General features: G+C 41.8%; 13 protein-coding genes. 11 read left to right on the top strand and 2 right to left on the bottom strand.

Annotated features, from left to right (window positions below; genetic code table 11):
* Nucleotides 1-321: 321 nt before the first annotated feature.
* Both F752_RS0115370 and F752_RS0115365 read right to left on the bottom strand, forming a co-directional pair.
* On the bottom strand, nt 322-1368 hold the full coding sequence (locus F752_RS0115370) for a T9SS type A sorting domain-containing protein (RefSeq protein WP_152425159.1): 1047 nt from the start codon (nt 1366-1368) through the stop codon (nt 322-324).
* Between the two features lie 121 nt (nt 1369-1489).
* Entirely contained in the window at nt 1490-2626 is a 1137-nt protein-coding gene (locus F752_RS0115365; protein ID WP_017732635.1) for a T9SS type A sorting domain-containing protein, read from the bottom strand.
* An 896-nt stretch (nt 2627-3522) separates the two neighbouring features.
* Between F752_RS0115365 and F752_RS26270 the strand changes: the two genes are divergently transcribed.
* From F752_RS26270 to F752_RS0115300, 11 genes are all read left to right on the top strand, one after another.
* Entirely contained in the window at nt 3523-3729 is a 207-nt protein-coding gene (locus F752_RS26270) for a hypothetical protein (protein ID WP_017732632.1), read from the top strand.
* Between the two features lie 371 nt (nt 3730-4100).
* Nucleotides 4101-4634: a UpxY family transcription antiterminator gene (locus F752_RS0115345; protein WP_017732630.1), complete on the top strand. Its 534-nt coding sequence runs from the start codon at nt 4101-4103 to the stop codon at nt 4632-4634.
* A 408-nt stretch (nt 4635-5042) separates the two neighbouring features.
* Nucleotides 5043-5831 carry a polysaccharide biosynthesis/export family protein gene (locus tag F752_RS0115340; protein ID WP_017732629.1) on the top strand — a complete coding sequence of 263 codons (789 nt, stop codon included), beginning with the start codon at nt 5043-5045 and terminating at the stop codon, nt 5829-5831.
* A 12-nt stretch (nt 5832-5843) separates the two neighbouring features.
* Nucleotides 5844-8204 carry a GumC family protein gene (locus F752_RS0115335; RefSeq protein ID WP_017732628.1) on the top strand — a complete coding sequence of 787 codons (2361 nt, stop codon included), beginning with the start codon at nt 5844-5846 and terminating at the stop codon, nt 8202-8204.
* A 65-nt stretch (nt 8205-8269) separates the two neighbouring features.
* Nucleotides 8270-9649 carry a lipopolysaccharide biosynthesis protein gene (locus tag F752_RS0115330; protein WP_017732627.1) on the top strand — a complete coding sequence of 460 codons (1380 nt, stop codon included), beginning with the start codon at nt 8270-8272 and terminating at the stop codon, nt 9647-9649.
* Nucleotides 9650-9719: 70 nt separating this feature from the next.
* Complete coding sequence (locus F752_RS0115325) at nt 9720-10343, top strand: acyltransferase (RefSeq protein ID WP_017732626.1); 624 nt, start codon at nt 9720-9722, stop codon at nt 10341-10343.
* 34 nt (nt 10344-10377) lie between these two features.
* Complete coding sequence (locus F752_RS0115320) at nt 10378-11763, top strand: O-antigen polymerase (RefSeq protein ID WP_017732625.1); 1386 nt, start codon at nt 10378-10380, stop codon at nt 11761-11763.
* On the top strand, nt 11732-12601 hold the full coding sequence (locus tag F752_RS0115315) for a glycosyltransferase family 2 protein (protein ID WP_017732624.1): 870 nt from the start codon (nt 11732-11734) through the stop codon (nt 12599-12601). The genes F752_RS0115320 and F752_RS0115315 overlap by 32 nt, the downstream gene beginning before the upstream one ends.
* An 18-nt stretch (nt 12602-12619) precedes the next feature.
* Complete coding sequence (locus F752_RS0115310; RefSeq protein WP_017732623.1) at nt 12620-13528, top strand: glycosyltransferase family protein; 909 nt, start codon at nt 12620-12622, stop codon at nt 13526-13528.
* A 3-nt stretch (nt 13529-13531) separates the two neighbouring features.
* On the top strand, nt 13532-14113 hold the full coding sequence (locus tag F752_RS0115305; protein ID WP_017732622.1) for an acyltransferase: 582 nt from the start codon (nt 13532-13534) through the stop codon (nt 14111-14113).
* 240 nt (nt 14114-14353) lie between these two features.
* The gene (locus F752_RS0115300; RefSeq protein ID WP_040664722.1) at nt 14354-15103 is read left to right on the top strand and encodes a WecB/TagA/CpsF family glycosyltransferase; all 750 of its coding nucleotides are present in this window, start codon (nt 14354-14356) and stop codon (nt 15101-15103) included.
* Nucleotides 15104-15230 lie beyond the last annotated feature (127 nt).

The raw sequence follows: 15230 nt of genomic DNA, 5'->3' as shown, positions 1-15230 counted from the left end.
GGCTACCCCCGGAGACCGACAATAGTTCCGCAGGGGCGGACCGTCCTAAGGTCAAGCCTGTGATGGAAAAACTAAATTAGAGTCCATTCCACTGAAAACCTCCAAAACTCTCTTCGCTCAAACATGGAGTTTTTTAACCGTTCCATTCCCTGAAATTCTTCACGCTTTTTCAGCAATACTCTCCTGTATAAAGAATGGTTTAACCCATAATTCACGCTAATTATATTGTCGCAAAAAAAAGGATCTGGCAGAACGGCTGGTTTTAGAAATATTGGCCGTAGCAGCAGGAAACTACTTGTTTCCGTGTCCAGCAATGGCTACTTATAAGCGGATAAACCATTGGCGGTTTACTTCGCCCCTGAAATTAGTGAGCAGTACGTACAGGCCGGCAGCAGGCATTCGGGAGTAGGGTAATTTTATTTGCTGGGAGCCTTTGTACACCTGGTAAAACTGCTGCCACACCAGGGTGCCGCTGCTATCCCGTATTTGTACCTCAAGGGGGCCTTCTGCCGGGGTGCTTATAAGGAGAAAAGTAGCATCTGTTACAGGATTGGGCGCAAGGGTAAGGGTGACTCCTGCGAAACCAGCCAGCTCCACTGCAACAATTTTGCTGTATTCAAATCTGCCGTCAATGTCTACCTGCTTCAGCCGAAAGTAAAGAGTGCCGGCAGTATGATCTTTCAGCGGAAGCTGATAGCTGTAGCGGGTAAGCCACTCTGAATTGTGTGCCTTGCTTTCTACCCGGCCGGTTTGTTCAAAGCCGTTTAAAGGGTTTCCCGACCATTCTACTTCAAAATGCGAATTGTTTGTTTCTGTAGCAGTAGCCCACTCCAGCAGAACAGCTCCTTCGGTCTTTCGGGCGGTAAAGGAATGCCATTTAACCGGAAGAGAGGTGGCATTACCTTCCACATTTACGGCCTCCAGTTCACTACTGGCGGTGGAATGCTGAATGGTGGCCACATGGCCTCCTGCTGTCTCCGGCACGTACTTTACCCATATATAGCGTGTAATTACCCCATCATTGGTCGCGCTCAGTTCTATACTTGAGCCAAAATCGGAGCTACTCGAGGTAGAAATAGAGAAAGGCCCGGCGGGATCGGTGAGCTGAATAGTGAAGGATTCTGTCGGTGCCAGGTTAAACACCTCTATATAATAACTCTGCAGGTGCTCCTGTCCAACTTCCGCTTCAAAGGGACTCATCCCGTTATCGACATAAAAATAAGGTTCACCTCCCAATACCTTTAGCCCGGCTGCCGACTCTGTTGCTGCAACTGTCGTGTTTATGAAAAAGGGAGAAGTAGAGGTGAATCCCTGCTTTGTCATGCAGCAGAATAGGGCTACTGCCGGTATAAGAGCTTTAAATTTCATCTGCTTAAGGAGAAGTCGTCAGTGGAAAGGCTGGTTTAGCGGAAGGGGTGGAGGAGAAAAACAACCATTCATGCGGTAGGCTGACCTCCGCATGAATGGTTGTTAGGTAAAACTATTTCCGCTACTGTATCAGCAGTTTAAAGGTCTTAATCCCCTTGCTGCTGGTAATCCGGCCAATATAAAGCTTATCCGTCCCGAGTTCTTTTGCATCAATTTTTAACTCAAGTGACTGCTTTGCCTCCAGCTTTCCTGCATACAGCTCCTTCACCAGCTGGCCCGATACATTCAGTATATCTATTTTTACCCAGTCGGCTTCCTCAAGGGCTACTTTTAAGAGGCTTGCGTTCTGAACAGGGTTTGGGTACAGGCTCACGCCTGTTTCCACCTCAGTGGCTGCTGCCAGCAGGCTGGCGGGCGCCAAAGTGGAATTCCTGCTGTTTTTATCAGGCTTATTGCCGGGAGAACTTACCTCAATAATGACTTCCCGGTCGATATAGGCCCCGGTATACAGGCCGTTTATTTTTTCACGCACTCTCAGGTTGACCAGCCAATTTCCCTCCCGGGGATGCGTCCATACGATAGTGCCATCCTTTTTTAGCTGGAAACCAGATGCCAGCATTTCCTGATAGGGAGCCCCTTTTAGGCCAAAGGGAGTCTCTAAGGTAAACTCCTGCTCATGTCCATCAGGGTCCTCCAGCTCCATCACATAATTAATCCGCTGTCTTGAATTGAACGAGAGGGCCCGCTCATTATTAAAGCGGGGCGATGAGCTGGGAGCCTCCGGCTTATAATTGATGAGTCCGTACAGTCCCATCATACCACCATTAAAGTTTGCACCTTCCCCGCGGCAGCAACTTCTCCAGGAGATGGTGTAAAGGCCGGGCTTCGACCAGGTAACCACCTGTTTTTGTACATGTTCTACTGTTTCGCCATCCTTCAGCAGGGTTTTGGAAACCGTAACCGGCGAATCATCCAGGGCAGGGTATCCCTGGTAGCGCGGTACAATGGAGCCTACCTCACTTTTGTGCCAGTAGCCGGTCATTAAAACTTCATATGTCCCTTTCCCGAGATAGGTATAGGTAAAATACCCGCCCTTAAAGTGGGAGGCCAGTGCCCCTGTATTCAGCAGGGTGAATAGTAAGAGGAAAAGCCCCGCCCCTTTGGGGAGCAGCCTTTGAAAGGGATGGCCACTACGGTTAAGCGGTTGTCGGTTCCTGCCCGAAAAGGAGGAGGTGAACGTTCGTAAATGTTTTTTCATAGATAAGGTGGTTTGGGAGATGAGATTTTTTCTGATTGATCCATTTTTTACCGCTACGCGGAAAATGAATGGTTTAAACGACCGTTTTTAACGGTTTCAACAGCTGAAATTAATCAGCAGCTGATCAGGATGGAAATTATACCATCCTCCAGGCTCCGCTTCGCCTGCTGTGTTGGGTAAGGTCAGCTTCCTGTTTCGTCATTATAGAAAAACACCTATGGAAGCCCCGACAGGACTCCCCGCTGAGTTGGCTAAACAGGCTGGCAGGCCGTAGTAAAAAGCCCTAGGGAAAGGATAGGAAAAATAACTAAATTTGACTCATTTATTATTTAAATAATAGATAAAGACTTTATTATCCTAAAAATAAAGCCGACTAAAATTGGCGTAAGAAAAAGGATTAAATTATCTGCCTTTAAAGAGGAAGAATGCTCCCTCCCCGAAAGCCTTCGGCGCCAGAACTGCTATATTCGGGAAGAGAGAGGCGTACTTTTTTAAAGTAAACGAGGTGAATAATGTGTGGTTTTTGTTCCATAAAAGTTGCTTTCGTGGGAAGTCAGCCTTTCCTGAACTATGGAGGTATTAAAAGCCCCTTAAGCTTCTTCTCTACGTTCTTTGTACTTTTGCCCTGACCGCAGCGGCTGGCCGCCTGGAACCGCTTGCCCCGACAAGGTGTCCCCTTCCTTCATGCATGGAGATTTTTAAGTGCTCTGCTCCCAGAAACTCTTCCAGCTTATTCATCAGGGTTGTCCTCTTAATTGTTGCCTAACCCAAACATGTATTAGCAGTACCCCAGCATAGCCTGGTATGGAACTGAGTGAATCCAGCAGGATGATGGTTTAAAATCAAAAAAGAAGTGCCACCCATTTTGGTTTTGCATGTAAGGTCCTGATGCTTATTTGGTTGAAGAAGTACAGATAGCTACAACTGGTAAAAACAGGAAATGGTGGGCTAGCGGCTTCTTTTTTATGTTGCCGAACTTGAATTATTTTTTATTCAAGAGGGATAGAGAGCAGCAGAGGGAGAGCTTGTTGCAGATTTTAAAGATGCCTGCTACAAAAAGCTACCCGTTTTACCTGCTTAGGATAGTTCTTATAAGTGCTTAATTATAAGAAGGATACAACAGATATTGGAAAATCACAGCAAAAGGGCGAGGGCGGGGAGAAGGAAAAAGTGTGTATGAAATGGAGGAAAAATAAAAATAAATTCAGTTGAAGGGAAGAGAATAAATAATATTTAAGATCTAAATTGCAGCCTTGTAACGATATAAATAAAATCCGGAAGAGCAGAGAAGGGCAAATTTTTCTGCATGGCCAGGAATAATAAAATGGGTCTTGCGGAAAGGCTTTATTCTTCGATAGCCCGGAAAGAATCAATAAAACGCTAGGTTGCAGCTGAAGGGTGTGACTGAGAGAGCGAAGCTGTGTAGTGCCGAACCGGATTCTCAGCTGTGACTGCTAAATAAAGCCTTGGGAAAATGGAAAGACAGATAGACGGGCGGGAAAAGTGGTATGCTTTGTATACCCGCTCACGTGCAGAAAAGAAGCTTTACACCTTATTAACCCAGAAGGGAATAGATTGTTATCTTCCCCTGAAAAAAACGCTTCGCCAGTACAGCGATCGTAAAAAATGGGTGGAGGAGCCGCTCCTGCGCTGCTACCTTTTTGTACGAATCAGCCAGCGCGAGTATTTCGAGGTGCTGAATACGGCAGGGGCCGTACGTTTCGTTTGCCAGGAGGGTAAAGCAGCGGCCATCCCGGAAAGCCAGATGCTGGCCCTGCAGCATTTCGTGCTCAGCAAGCCGAAAGATGTACAGGTAGAAGTAGGGCAGCTGGCTGCCGGCGACCTGATGGAAATTACCGACGGTCCTCTTCGCGGCGTACGGGGAGAGCTGCAGCAAATCCGCGGCCATCACCGCCTCCTGCTGCGCTTCCACTCCCTCGGCTTCTGCGTGCATACCGAAGTAAGCCTGGCAGAGGTGAAAAGAATTGAAAAGCAACAGGTGGCTTAAAAAGGGTATTGACTAGTGGGTATTGAATATTGGGTAAAGGGCAGAGGACTCGATAATTTGTCATTGCGAACGAAGCAGAGCGTAGTGTGGCGGTCGGCCGCTGCCGCAATCTCCTGAATAGGAGCAGACACTTCCCTACTTTGTCATCCCGACGGAGGCGGCCCGCGCAGGGCGGCCCGCGTAGGGAGGGATCTCTTGCAAGGGTTTGTACAATCCAGTGAGAAGATTCCCGGTCTCCGCTAAGCTCCGCCAGGAATGACGTGCTGTTAGACGTGCTATCAAAAGCACCCAAAAAAAATGAACATAAAAGCTACAGATATAAAATAAATGGATGAAAACAGGGACGAGCCGGAGCTGTAAAAAACAGTTCTCCTGTCTCCAGTCTCCCATCTCCCGTCTAATATAATAATGAACAAGCTAATCCTTTCCCTCCTGGGAATCCTTTTACTCACTTCCTGCGCCAAGCGTAACCTGGCTTACCTTAGCGACCTCGAGGCAACTGGTTATGCCGAGGAGGTAAGCAATGTCATTGAGCCCGAAATCCAGCCCGACGACCTGCTGAGCATCAGCGTCACCAGCCTGAGCCCCGAAGGCAATATGCTGTTTAACCGGGGTGAAGTTATTCCTGCCGGTGCAACCGCCAACTATGGTGCCCAGAGCAGTTACCTGCACACCAATTCCAACCTCTACCGGGAGGGTTATTTAGTTGATCCGGAAGGCTTTATTGATTTTCCTGTCTTAGGCAGGGTACACATTGCCGGCCTAACGAAGGCCGAAGCAAAAGAAATGCTGAAGCAAAAGCTGGAGAAGGTATTGATAAATCCCATCATTAATATCCGATACCTGAACTATACCGTTACGGTGGTGGGGGAAGTGAACCGGCCCGGCACCTTTACCATCCCCTCGGAGAGAATCAACATCATCGAAGCACTGGGGCTGGCCGGCGATATGACAGCTTATGGTAAGCGGGAGAATGTGCTGATTATGCGGGAAGAAGAAGGGGTGCGGAAAGCAACGAGGCTGAACCTGAACAGCAAGGAGGTGCTGAGCTCTCCTTATTTCTACCTCCAGCCGAAGGATGTGGTATATGTGGAGCCACACCGGATGAAAAAGGCACAGGTAAGCACCGATACCCGCTGGATCGCCATAGCCGGTTCGGCCCTTTCAGTATTAATATTAGCTATTTCCAGGTTTTAACATTTTGCAGGCATGACGGAGAAAGAATTAATGCAGCTTGCCTTTGGAGCAGGGAAGGAAGAGGAAGTAGATATAAAAGCCCTTCTATACAAATACCTGCGCTACTGGTATCTTTTTGTGCTGGGGGTAGTGCTATGCCTGGGGCTGGCGTTTATCTACCTGCGCTATAGTACACCGCAGTACGCCATCAGCAGTAAACTGCTGATTAAGGATGATAAAAAAGGCCCGGATATTTTAGGAGGGAACAGCCTTTTTAGTGATCTGGATATCTTTAAGACTACTAAAAATGTTGAAAATGAAATTGAGGTCTTAAAATCACTGAGCCTGATGCGGCGGGTATTTACAGAGCTCTCTCTCTACTGTACTTATTACCTCGATGGAACCGTAAAGGACCAGGAAATTTATGGCAAAGACCTGCCGGTAAAGGTGCTGGTAAACCGCCTCGATTCCACCGCCTTCGAAAAGCAAATTGTGATCCATGTAAAAGACCATAACCGCTTTGAACTGGAAGAGGAAGATGAGGAAGGAAATGTTTCCCTCACCACCCACCCGTTCGGGCAGGAAATACAAAAGCCTTATGGCACCTTTACGGTATTGGCCACTACCGACCTGGCTGCCCTGGAAGGCCGTAAAAGAGATGTGATGGTGAAGTTTCAGGACATCAATTTAATAGCCGACTATTACAGTACAGAGCTCCTGAAGGTGGAAACGGTCAATAAGGATGCCAGTGTGCTGAAAATAAGCATGGAAACTTCCATTCCGGAAAGAGGCAAAGACATCATTAATAAACTCGTAGAAGTTTATAATAAGGAAGATGTGGAGGATAAGAATTTAATTGCCGCCAGCACCATCGAGTTTATCGACGAAAGGCTCAAGTTCCTGACGACTGAACTGACGAGTGTGGAAAGAGATGTGGAGCAGTTTAAGCGGAAAAACCGGCTGACGGATGTAAGCTCCGAAGCCACTTTATACCTGGAGCGGGCCAGCGACTACAGCAAGCAGTTGGGGGAGCTGGAGATCCAGATAGATGTATTAAAATCCATTGAGGAGTATTTGCATAAGCCGGATAACCAGATCCAGCTGGTACCCAGCTCCCTGAGCATTCCGGACCCCACCCTGCTCGGCCTTATTACCACCTTTAATGAGCTGCAGCTGGAGCGCCAGCGCATGCTCCGCACCCTTCCGCCGGATAACCCGCTGGTAGGGAATGTCCATGACCAGCTGTTGCACCTCAGGGCCAACATCAGCGAAAACCTCCGGAATATAAAGGAGGGCCTTATCATTACCCGCGATAACCTGGAGGCAAACTCCGCACAATTTGCTTCCCGTATCAAACAGGTGCCGACCATTGAGCGGGAGCTGGTAGAAATCAGCCGGCAGCAGGGCATCAAAGAAGGCTTGTATCTCTTCCTCTTGCAGAAGCGGGAAGAATCGGCCTTATCCCTGGCTGCCTCAGTTGCCAATTCCAGGATCATTGACCCTGCTATGGCAGGAAGAGAGCCGGTGAAGCCGAAGAAGCTCATGATTCTGTTACTTGCCTTTTTCATGGGAGTAGGAGCTCCTTTTGCCCTTATTTACGCAAAGGACCTGCTGAATGATAAGGTGCAGGAGAAAAGAGAAGTGGAGGAGGCAACGGGAGCACCTGTTTTGGGGGAAATTTCGCATAACGAAGGGGGAGAAGCCCTTGTGGTAAAAGAAAATAACAGAACCCCTGTTGCCGAGATGTTCCGCCTGGTTCGCTCCAACCTTCAGTTTACCACTTTGGGGAGGGAAAATAAGGTGATCCTCATTACCTCCAGCATGAGCGGGGAAGGGAAAACCTTTTTCAGCATTAACCTGGGGGCCAGCCTGGCCCTTTCAGGGAAAAAGGTGGTGATTCTCAGCTTCGACCTTCGGAAGCCCCGGCTCTTACAGGAACTGGGGATAGAAAGTGGAGTTGGTATTACCAACTATCTCGTAACAGAGAAGATGAGGGTAGAAGACGGTCTGGTTCCGGTAAAAGATCAGCCCCATTTATTTGTGATGGGTTCCGGACCCATACCACCCAACCCCGCTGAATTGATGTTAAGCAGCAGGGTGGGTGCATTAATAGGAGAGCTGAAAGAGAAGTTTGATTATGTGCTGATTGACTCTTCACCGGTAGGACAGGTAGCTGATGCTTTTTCATTGAAGCCGTACATTGATTCAAGCATCTATATTGTCAGGTATGGATATACTTATAAAAACCAATTATCTCTCATTGAAGAAATTTATAAGAGTAAAAAGCTCCGTTCTCCTATGGTTGTGCTAAATGATGCAAAGAAAGAAAATGGCTATGGTTATGGCTATGGTTATGGCTATGGAAGTGAAGAAGGAAATAAAAGAAAAATATAGAAAATTGGTTGATATTAAACTTCGCCTGCAGACTACATTGGGTGGTAGATTGAGTGCATTATTCATTGATAAAATTGGTTATGTTGCATTCTGTTTCAGCTAAGATGAGTAGTTTGTTAGCTCAGAAGAATGAAAGGTCTGAGCTGATTTGGAAGAATGTACTAATTTCCTTTGTAGTAAAGGGCGGAGGAATTTTAGTAGGTTTACTATTGGTTCCCATTACACTTGACTATGTAAACCCAGTAAAATATGGGGTTTGGCTAACGATAAGCTCTGTTGTCAGTTGGATGACTTTCTTTGATGTAGGAATGGGTAATGGCTTAAGAAATAAACTTGCACATTCTTTAGCACTCAAAGAATATGATGAAGCAAAGGCCTATATAAGTACAACTTATATTGTTTTATTACTAATCTCCCTTGGCCTTTTTTTAATTTTTAATATTGTAAATCCTATTATTAACTGGAATAGGCTTTTAAATATCCCTGAAACTGTTTCCGAAGATATTCAGGTGATAATCTTAATTGTTTTTAGCTCTTTTTGTATTCAGTTTATTGTGCAGATAATTAATGTGGTACTTGCTGCTCAACAGCAACCATCTAAGGCGGCATTAATTTCATTTATTGGTCAATTAGGTGTTTTATTGGCTATTGTGGTTGTTCAGTGGTTTGTGACAAGTAGCCTGACAGCCTTAGTGTTAGTTTTAACGGTTGTTCCGGTGGTTGTGACGGTTTTTGCAAGTAGCTACCTATATAGGACAAAACTTAATTCTATCGCGCCATCAATGGGTAGTGTGGATTTTAAGTATGCGAAGAATTTAGTTAATGTTGGTAGCCTTTTTTTTATAATCCAAATTGGTGCATTAGTCCTGTTTCAGACCAATAATATGGTTATTGCCCAAGTTTTAGGCCCTGGAGCAGTAACAGAATTTAATGTTTCCTATAAACTATTTTCAATAGTAATTATGGTGTTTTCAATTATTGTAACACCTTATTGGAGTGCTTTTACAGATGCTTATGCTAAAGAAGATTTCCAGTGGCTCGAATCAAACCTTAAACTAATCAGGAAAATATGGTTAATAATTTCTTTTACAGTAGTTCCAGTATTGTGCCTTTTATCTAAGAACCTTTTTAGCATTTGGGTTGGGGATTCCGTTTCAATTTCTTGGCCCTTATCCATAAGTATGGCAGTTTATGTAATTGGCTTTACCGGATTGATGCTAAATTGCTATTTCTTGAATGGAATTGGTAAGGTAAGAGTTCAGTTTTTATTGTATTTAGTGGTGTGCATTTTGAACATTCCCCTCTCTGTCTTTCTGTGTAAGTCTCATGGGGTAGTAGGAGTGGTAATCTCAAATATTATAGCATTTTCAATTATGACCTTGATCCTCTGGATCCAAAGCGATAAAATATTAAGAGGAAAAGCTTTTGGAATTTGGAATAGTTGAAATGAATTCAGATAGCTGCGGAGCTCTTAAAATTTATTATTTCTAACGTTGTGGTAAACATATTTTTTAAATGAGGGCCATTTCTCTGATATATAAAGGTCAAAGAAGGATAAGTAGACTCATTAGATCTATTTTTGATTCATTAATAACTAAGTTGTTGCTAAAAGCTAATAATGTAGATTATGGGCCTGGCTTAGTGTCAAATGGAATACCAACTATTGATGTGTGGAGAGGTGGGAAGATGAAGGTTGGTAAAAACTTTAAAATTAATAATGGTAAATTGCATAATATAATTGGGCGTCAGCAGCCGTGTTACTTTATTGTTCAGAATAGTGGAGAATTAATAATTGGTAACAATGTGGGGATCAGCGGTTCAGCTATAGTTTGTGCAAATAAAATTGTCATTGGTAATGACGTGAAGATAGGAGGAAATACGGTAATTTATGATACTGATTTTCATTCCCTGGATGCTAATTTAAGAAGAGACAAGTCTTCAGATAAAGCTCACACGATTACTTCCCCAGTAATTATTGGGGATAATGTATTTATTGGGGCTCATTCTACTATATTGAAAGGCGTAGTAATTGGTGAAAATTCCATTATAGGAGCTGGTTCACTGGTTACAAAAAAGGTCCCAGCTTATGAAGTGTGGGCTGGTAATCCTGCAAAATTCATTAGGAGAATTTTGAAATAAGAGGTAATTCAGTCTCAAATTGCAAAAGGGTAAAATGACAAAAACAACTGGAACTGCATTGGTATTAAAATGGTTGCCTTATGTTGTATTTAGTCTAATAAATGAAATCAATGATTTGTTATTCGAACCTATAACAAACGTCACTGTAGACTTTGAGCTGATTTTCTTGGTATGGATAGTTTACTTTGTATCAACAAGACTATGTAATAAGTATAATAAAATAATTGTCCAGGGGTGGTTGCTTTTTTTTGTTCTAGGTATTTTAAATATAAATAGCGTTAGGATGCGTACGAATGTATGGAATCTTGAGGTCTATGATGCAAGCTTGCTTTATTTATTTTGCTTGGTAATATTGAGCGTAAGTCTATTTCTTCTGGAAAAAAGAAAGAAGAAGGGGGCAGTAAAAGGAAGGATCGCATATTTTAGGAATGATTTTGGCGAAGTAACTTATTCCCTTTTTTCTATGTTTATTCTTGTATTTCCTCTTTTATTGTTTGTTTCTGTTGTTTATAATATTGGCTATATTCCAATTATGAGTGGTGAAAGTTTTGTGGAGGAAATGTATCACTTTAATTATGGGCCTTTGTATGGGTACAAATTTGTGTGCGTTTATAGCTTTTTAATTGTTTTCTTAATATTAAAGACAAAAAGAGGTAACCAAATAATACCGATATCTTATATAATCTTACTATTTTTTATTCTCTCAATAGATGGGAAAAGGTTTTTACTCCTTCTTTGTTTTGTCGCATTTATCCCAGTTTTTTATTTTATTAATGTACAAGGTAAAAAGGTGGACACTTGGTTTCCAATAATTGTTGCTTCAGTTTCTATTTCAGGGATTTATATCTTACTAAATGTCATTAGAACTGGTGGAGACTTGCAAGAGTCCTTAACTTCAATCTTTGAGAATTTACCTTTTGGGGTAGAGTACAAAGATTATGTTCACTCCTTTAATACCTATGGAGGGCCAATTGCTGGATACAGTTATGAATTAAGTTCCGTTGGTGCATTTTTTAATTCCGAAATGCTAAGGCTTTTAGGGCTTAATAAAGAAGAATTAGTAATGATGGGGAGTGCTAACATTTGGATGAAATTATACAATGAAGAATTTGGGATAAGAACTGGCATAATTTCAGAATTATATTTTGCATATAATTATTTTGTTTTAGTCATGATGGTACCACTGGCATACTTTCTTAATCTTATTTCACACAGGTTAGAAAACCCCAGATCTTTTTTTAATCTAGTTCAAAATTCAATAATATTTTCACTAATATTTTTTTTAATAAATGGTCAATCCACTGTATTCTTTGGATGTTTGACAATAGTAATTTATATTTTCATAATTTTCAAGGCGTTAAAATTGATTTTCCCCAAGCGTAAAAGAAATGATATTTATAGTTATACCAGTATTCAATAGGAGGAAATTTACTTTTCATTGCCTTGCAGGCTTATTATGCCAGACTTACAAGGATTTTCGGATTATTGTAGTTGATCATGGCTCTTCTGATGGGACGGAAGAAATGATAACTACTGGTTTTCCTGAAGTATTGTTGGTAAGAGGAACTGAAGATTTATGGTGGGCTGGTGCGACTAATGTTGGGATTCAGAGAGCCCTTGAAATGTCTCAATCAGATAGTGATTTTGTTTTGACATTAAATAATGACCTTGAGGTTGAGGAAAATTATTTAACAGAATTATTACAAGTTAATGCAAAGAACAAAACAGCGATTATTGGTTCAATTTCAGTGGATATAAATAATAGAGAAAAAATTGTCTTTTCAGGGGTTCAATGGAATAGGATTACTGCAAAATACAAATCTGTAGTTGATACAAAAGAATCACTTAAGGCTGTACAAGATAGAAATAGTTGGGTTTCAACAGATTTGCTGCCTGGGCGGGGTGTTCTTATACCCATTAAATGCATTAAAAATGTAGGGCTTTTTGATCAGGTGAATTTTCCTCACTATTTGGCAGATGAGGAGTTTTCTTTAAGGTGTATGAAACATGGTTATAAAACTTTGGTAGCCACTAAAGCAGTAGTTTATTCCTATTCTGAGGAGACTGGATTAAAACAAAGCCATTTTAAAAAAGATCTAGGTTACTGGAAAGCCTATTTTACCTCAATAAAATCACCATGCAACTTAAAATACCGTTGGAGATGGGCTATAAGGAATACTCCTTTTCCTGTTTTATATTTCTGTATTGATTTAGCTAGAATGACTTATTCCCAGCTTAAAATGAAAGCGTCTTCTTAAAGGATTTTGGGTAGAATCATGAAAAATTACGCACCTATTTTGCTTTTTACTTATAAAAGACTAGATACTCTAAAGAAGACAATTTCTGCTTTACAGAAAAATTATTTAGCAAACGAGTCTGAGCTTTTTATTTTTTCTGATGGGCCAAAAAGTGAAAAGGATCAAATGCAGGTAAATGAGGTAAGAGCATTTTTAGTAAATGTTAATGGGTTTAAAAACGTAAAAGTAAAGGAAGCCCAATCAAATAAAGGTTTAGCCAATTCTATAATTACTGGAGTTACAGAAGTATTAGAATCATTTGATAAGGTAATCGTACTAGAGGATGACTTACTAACAACTCCAAATTTCTTAAACTTTATGAATAAGAGCCTAGTCCAATTTGAAAATATTTCACTAGTTTTCTCCATTTCTGGCTATTCATTTAATTTAGGAAAAAGCTCATTGGATAGTGCAGATGCTTATTTTCTTAGTCGTGGATGGTCCTGGGGATGGGCTACTTGGAAAAATAGGTGGGGTGAGGTAGATTGGCAGGTAAAGGATTATGAGAATTTTAAATCTGATAAGCGGAGACAGAAGGAATTTGCACAAGGAGGTTCTGATTTAAATAAAATGCTGCGTCACCAAATGGAGGGTAAGTTGGATTCGTGGGCAATACGGTGGTTTTATCACCAGTTTATAAAAGGTGGACTTACCCTTTATCCCGTTCATTCAAAGGTATATAATAACGGTTTTGATGCCTATGCAACACATACAAATGGTTCTGATAAAAGATATCGCCCATTTTTAGATGTTGAACATGCAGACGCCTTTTTGTTTCCAGATTTAGTAGAGAAGCATCCATTTTATCAAATGAAGTTTCAGCAAAAGATGGGAATTAGAGCCCGGCTAAAATCTAAAATAGAAAGCATTGTTCTTAAATATTTCTAAAGAATGAAACAATTTATCAAACAGCTTCGCTTTCTTTACCTTGTTAAATTTAAATGGCGTAAGTACAAAATTGGAAGAAATTTCTATGCGGGGGTAAGGGTTTATTTTTGGGCAAGAGAAAAGTTAATGATTGGGAATAACTTCTACATTGGAAGAGACTCCCAAATAGAAACAGACAGTATTATTGGTGATAATGTTATCTTCGGGAATAAAGTAGCAATTGTTGGAAGGTATGATCATCACTACCAAAAGGTTGGAGTGCCAACCCGTTTAGCTCCCAGGATAAGAGATAAAAACTACAATTGGAAGGGGCTAGACCAACTTACCATAATTGAAGATGATGTTTGGATAGGGTATGGCTCAGTTATAATGGGGGGGATAAGAATAGGAAAGGGAAGTATTGTTGCCGCAGGTTCTGTTGTTACAAAGGATGTTGAGCCATTTTCCATATATGCAGGAAACCCTGCGCGAAAAATTAAATCGAGGTTTGACTCTCCTGATGAACTTGAAAAACATATCTGGCTAGAAGAGCAGATTCTGGCAAGTCATAAGAACTATAGAGGAGTAGAGAGTATAGACGTGTAGGTTTATGATTTAGGCACAAGTTAACCTAAATATAATAATTATCAAGCAATAATATTCGCTGTAGTTGCCTTTACAGTGAATTAGAAACTAGAAATAGTTTTTTAGTCTACCTTCCAAAAATTAACTTTCATTAATTAATTTTATAAATATTTATACGCTCACCGTTAGCTATAGGTAAGAAGCCTTTTCAAGAAACAGCTTTTCTTTAGCTCTTTCTTCCTATAAGATTTAAGTTCTTCAATGGATAAAGAATTAAACACTATCAATTGTATGGGCTACCCTTTATTTACAGGGAGCTTAAACCAATTGCCAAAATTAAGCAAGACCTTAATCAATACCATTAATCAATATTCCTATTGTGTGGCAGAGAAAGATGCCGGTTTTAAAAAGGTACTACAGGAGTCAGACATCCTTCTACCGGATGGAATCGGTATAGTAGGAGCTGAAAGGCTATTGTCAGGGCAAAAGATTACGAAGATTGCCGGGGCAGACTTACATGCCTATCTCCTTACCCAACTCAACAAAAAAGGAGGCAGTTGCTTTTACCTGGGCTCGTCTGATAAGACCTTGAGCAGGATAAAAGAACGACTTGCTGTAGACTATCCGTTAGTTGGAGTTGGTATTTATTCTCCTCCTTTCAAAGCCAAGTTTAATGAAACCGAAAACCAGCAAATGACAGAAGCAGTGAATGCTTTTAAACCGGATGTCCTGTTTGTTGGCATGACTGCACCCAAGCAGGAGAAATGGGCCTTTGCCCATAAAGACCAGCTGGATGCGAAGCTTATTTGTTCTATAGGGGCCGTATTTGATTTCTATGCCGGCACCATAGAACGGCCAGGGGAAATCTGGATTAGCTTAGGGTTGGAGTGGTTGGGCCGTCTGGTCAAAGAGCCAAAGCGAATGTGGAAGCGGTATCTGTACTATGGTGGCGTTTTTGCTTACTATGTGCTTAGAGAAAAGTCAAGGAAGCGTTTTGGGAGAGTGCAGTAATCCTGCTGGACTTGTATGTAGGCTGTTTTGAATCCAGACATTATTCTCTTACCGATGCATGATGAAGACTGGTAATGTTTTCCGAACAACACCCATTTGGAGATTCCTGCCTGGGCAGGAATGACGG

This window comes from Nafulsella turpanensis ZLM-10, assembly GCF_000346615.1.
In the GTDB taxonomy this organism is placed as follows: domain Bacteria; phylum Bacteroidota; class Bacteroidia; order Cytophagales; family Cyclobacteriaceae; genus Nafulsella; species Nafulsella turpanensis.
Note: the sequence above shows the minus strand (reverse complement) of the source record. Positions and strands in the feature narration are given on the sequence as shown.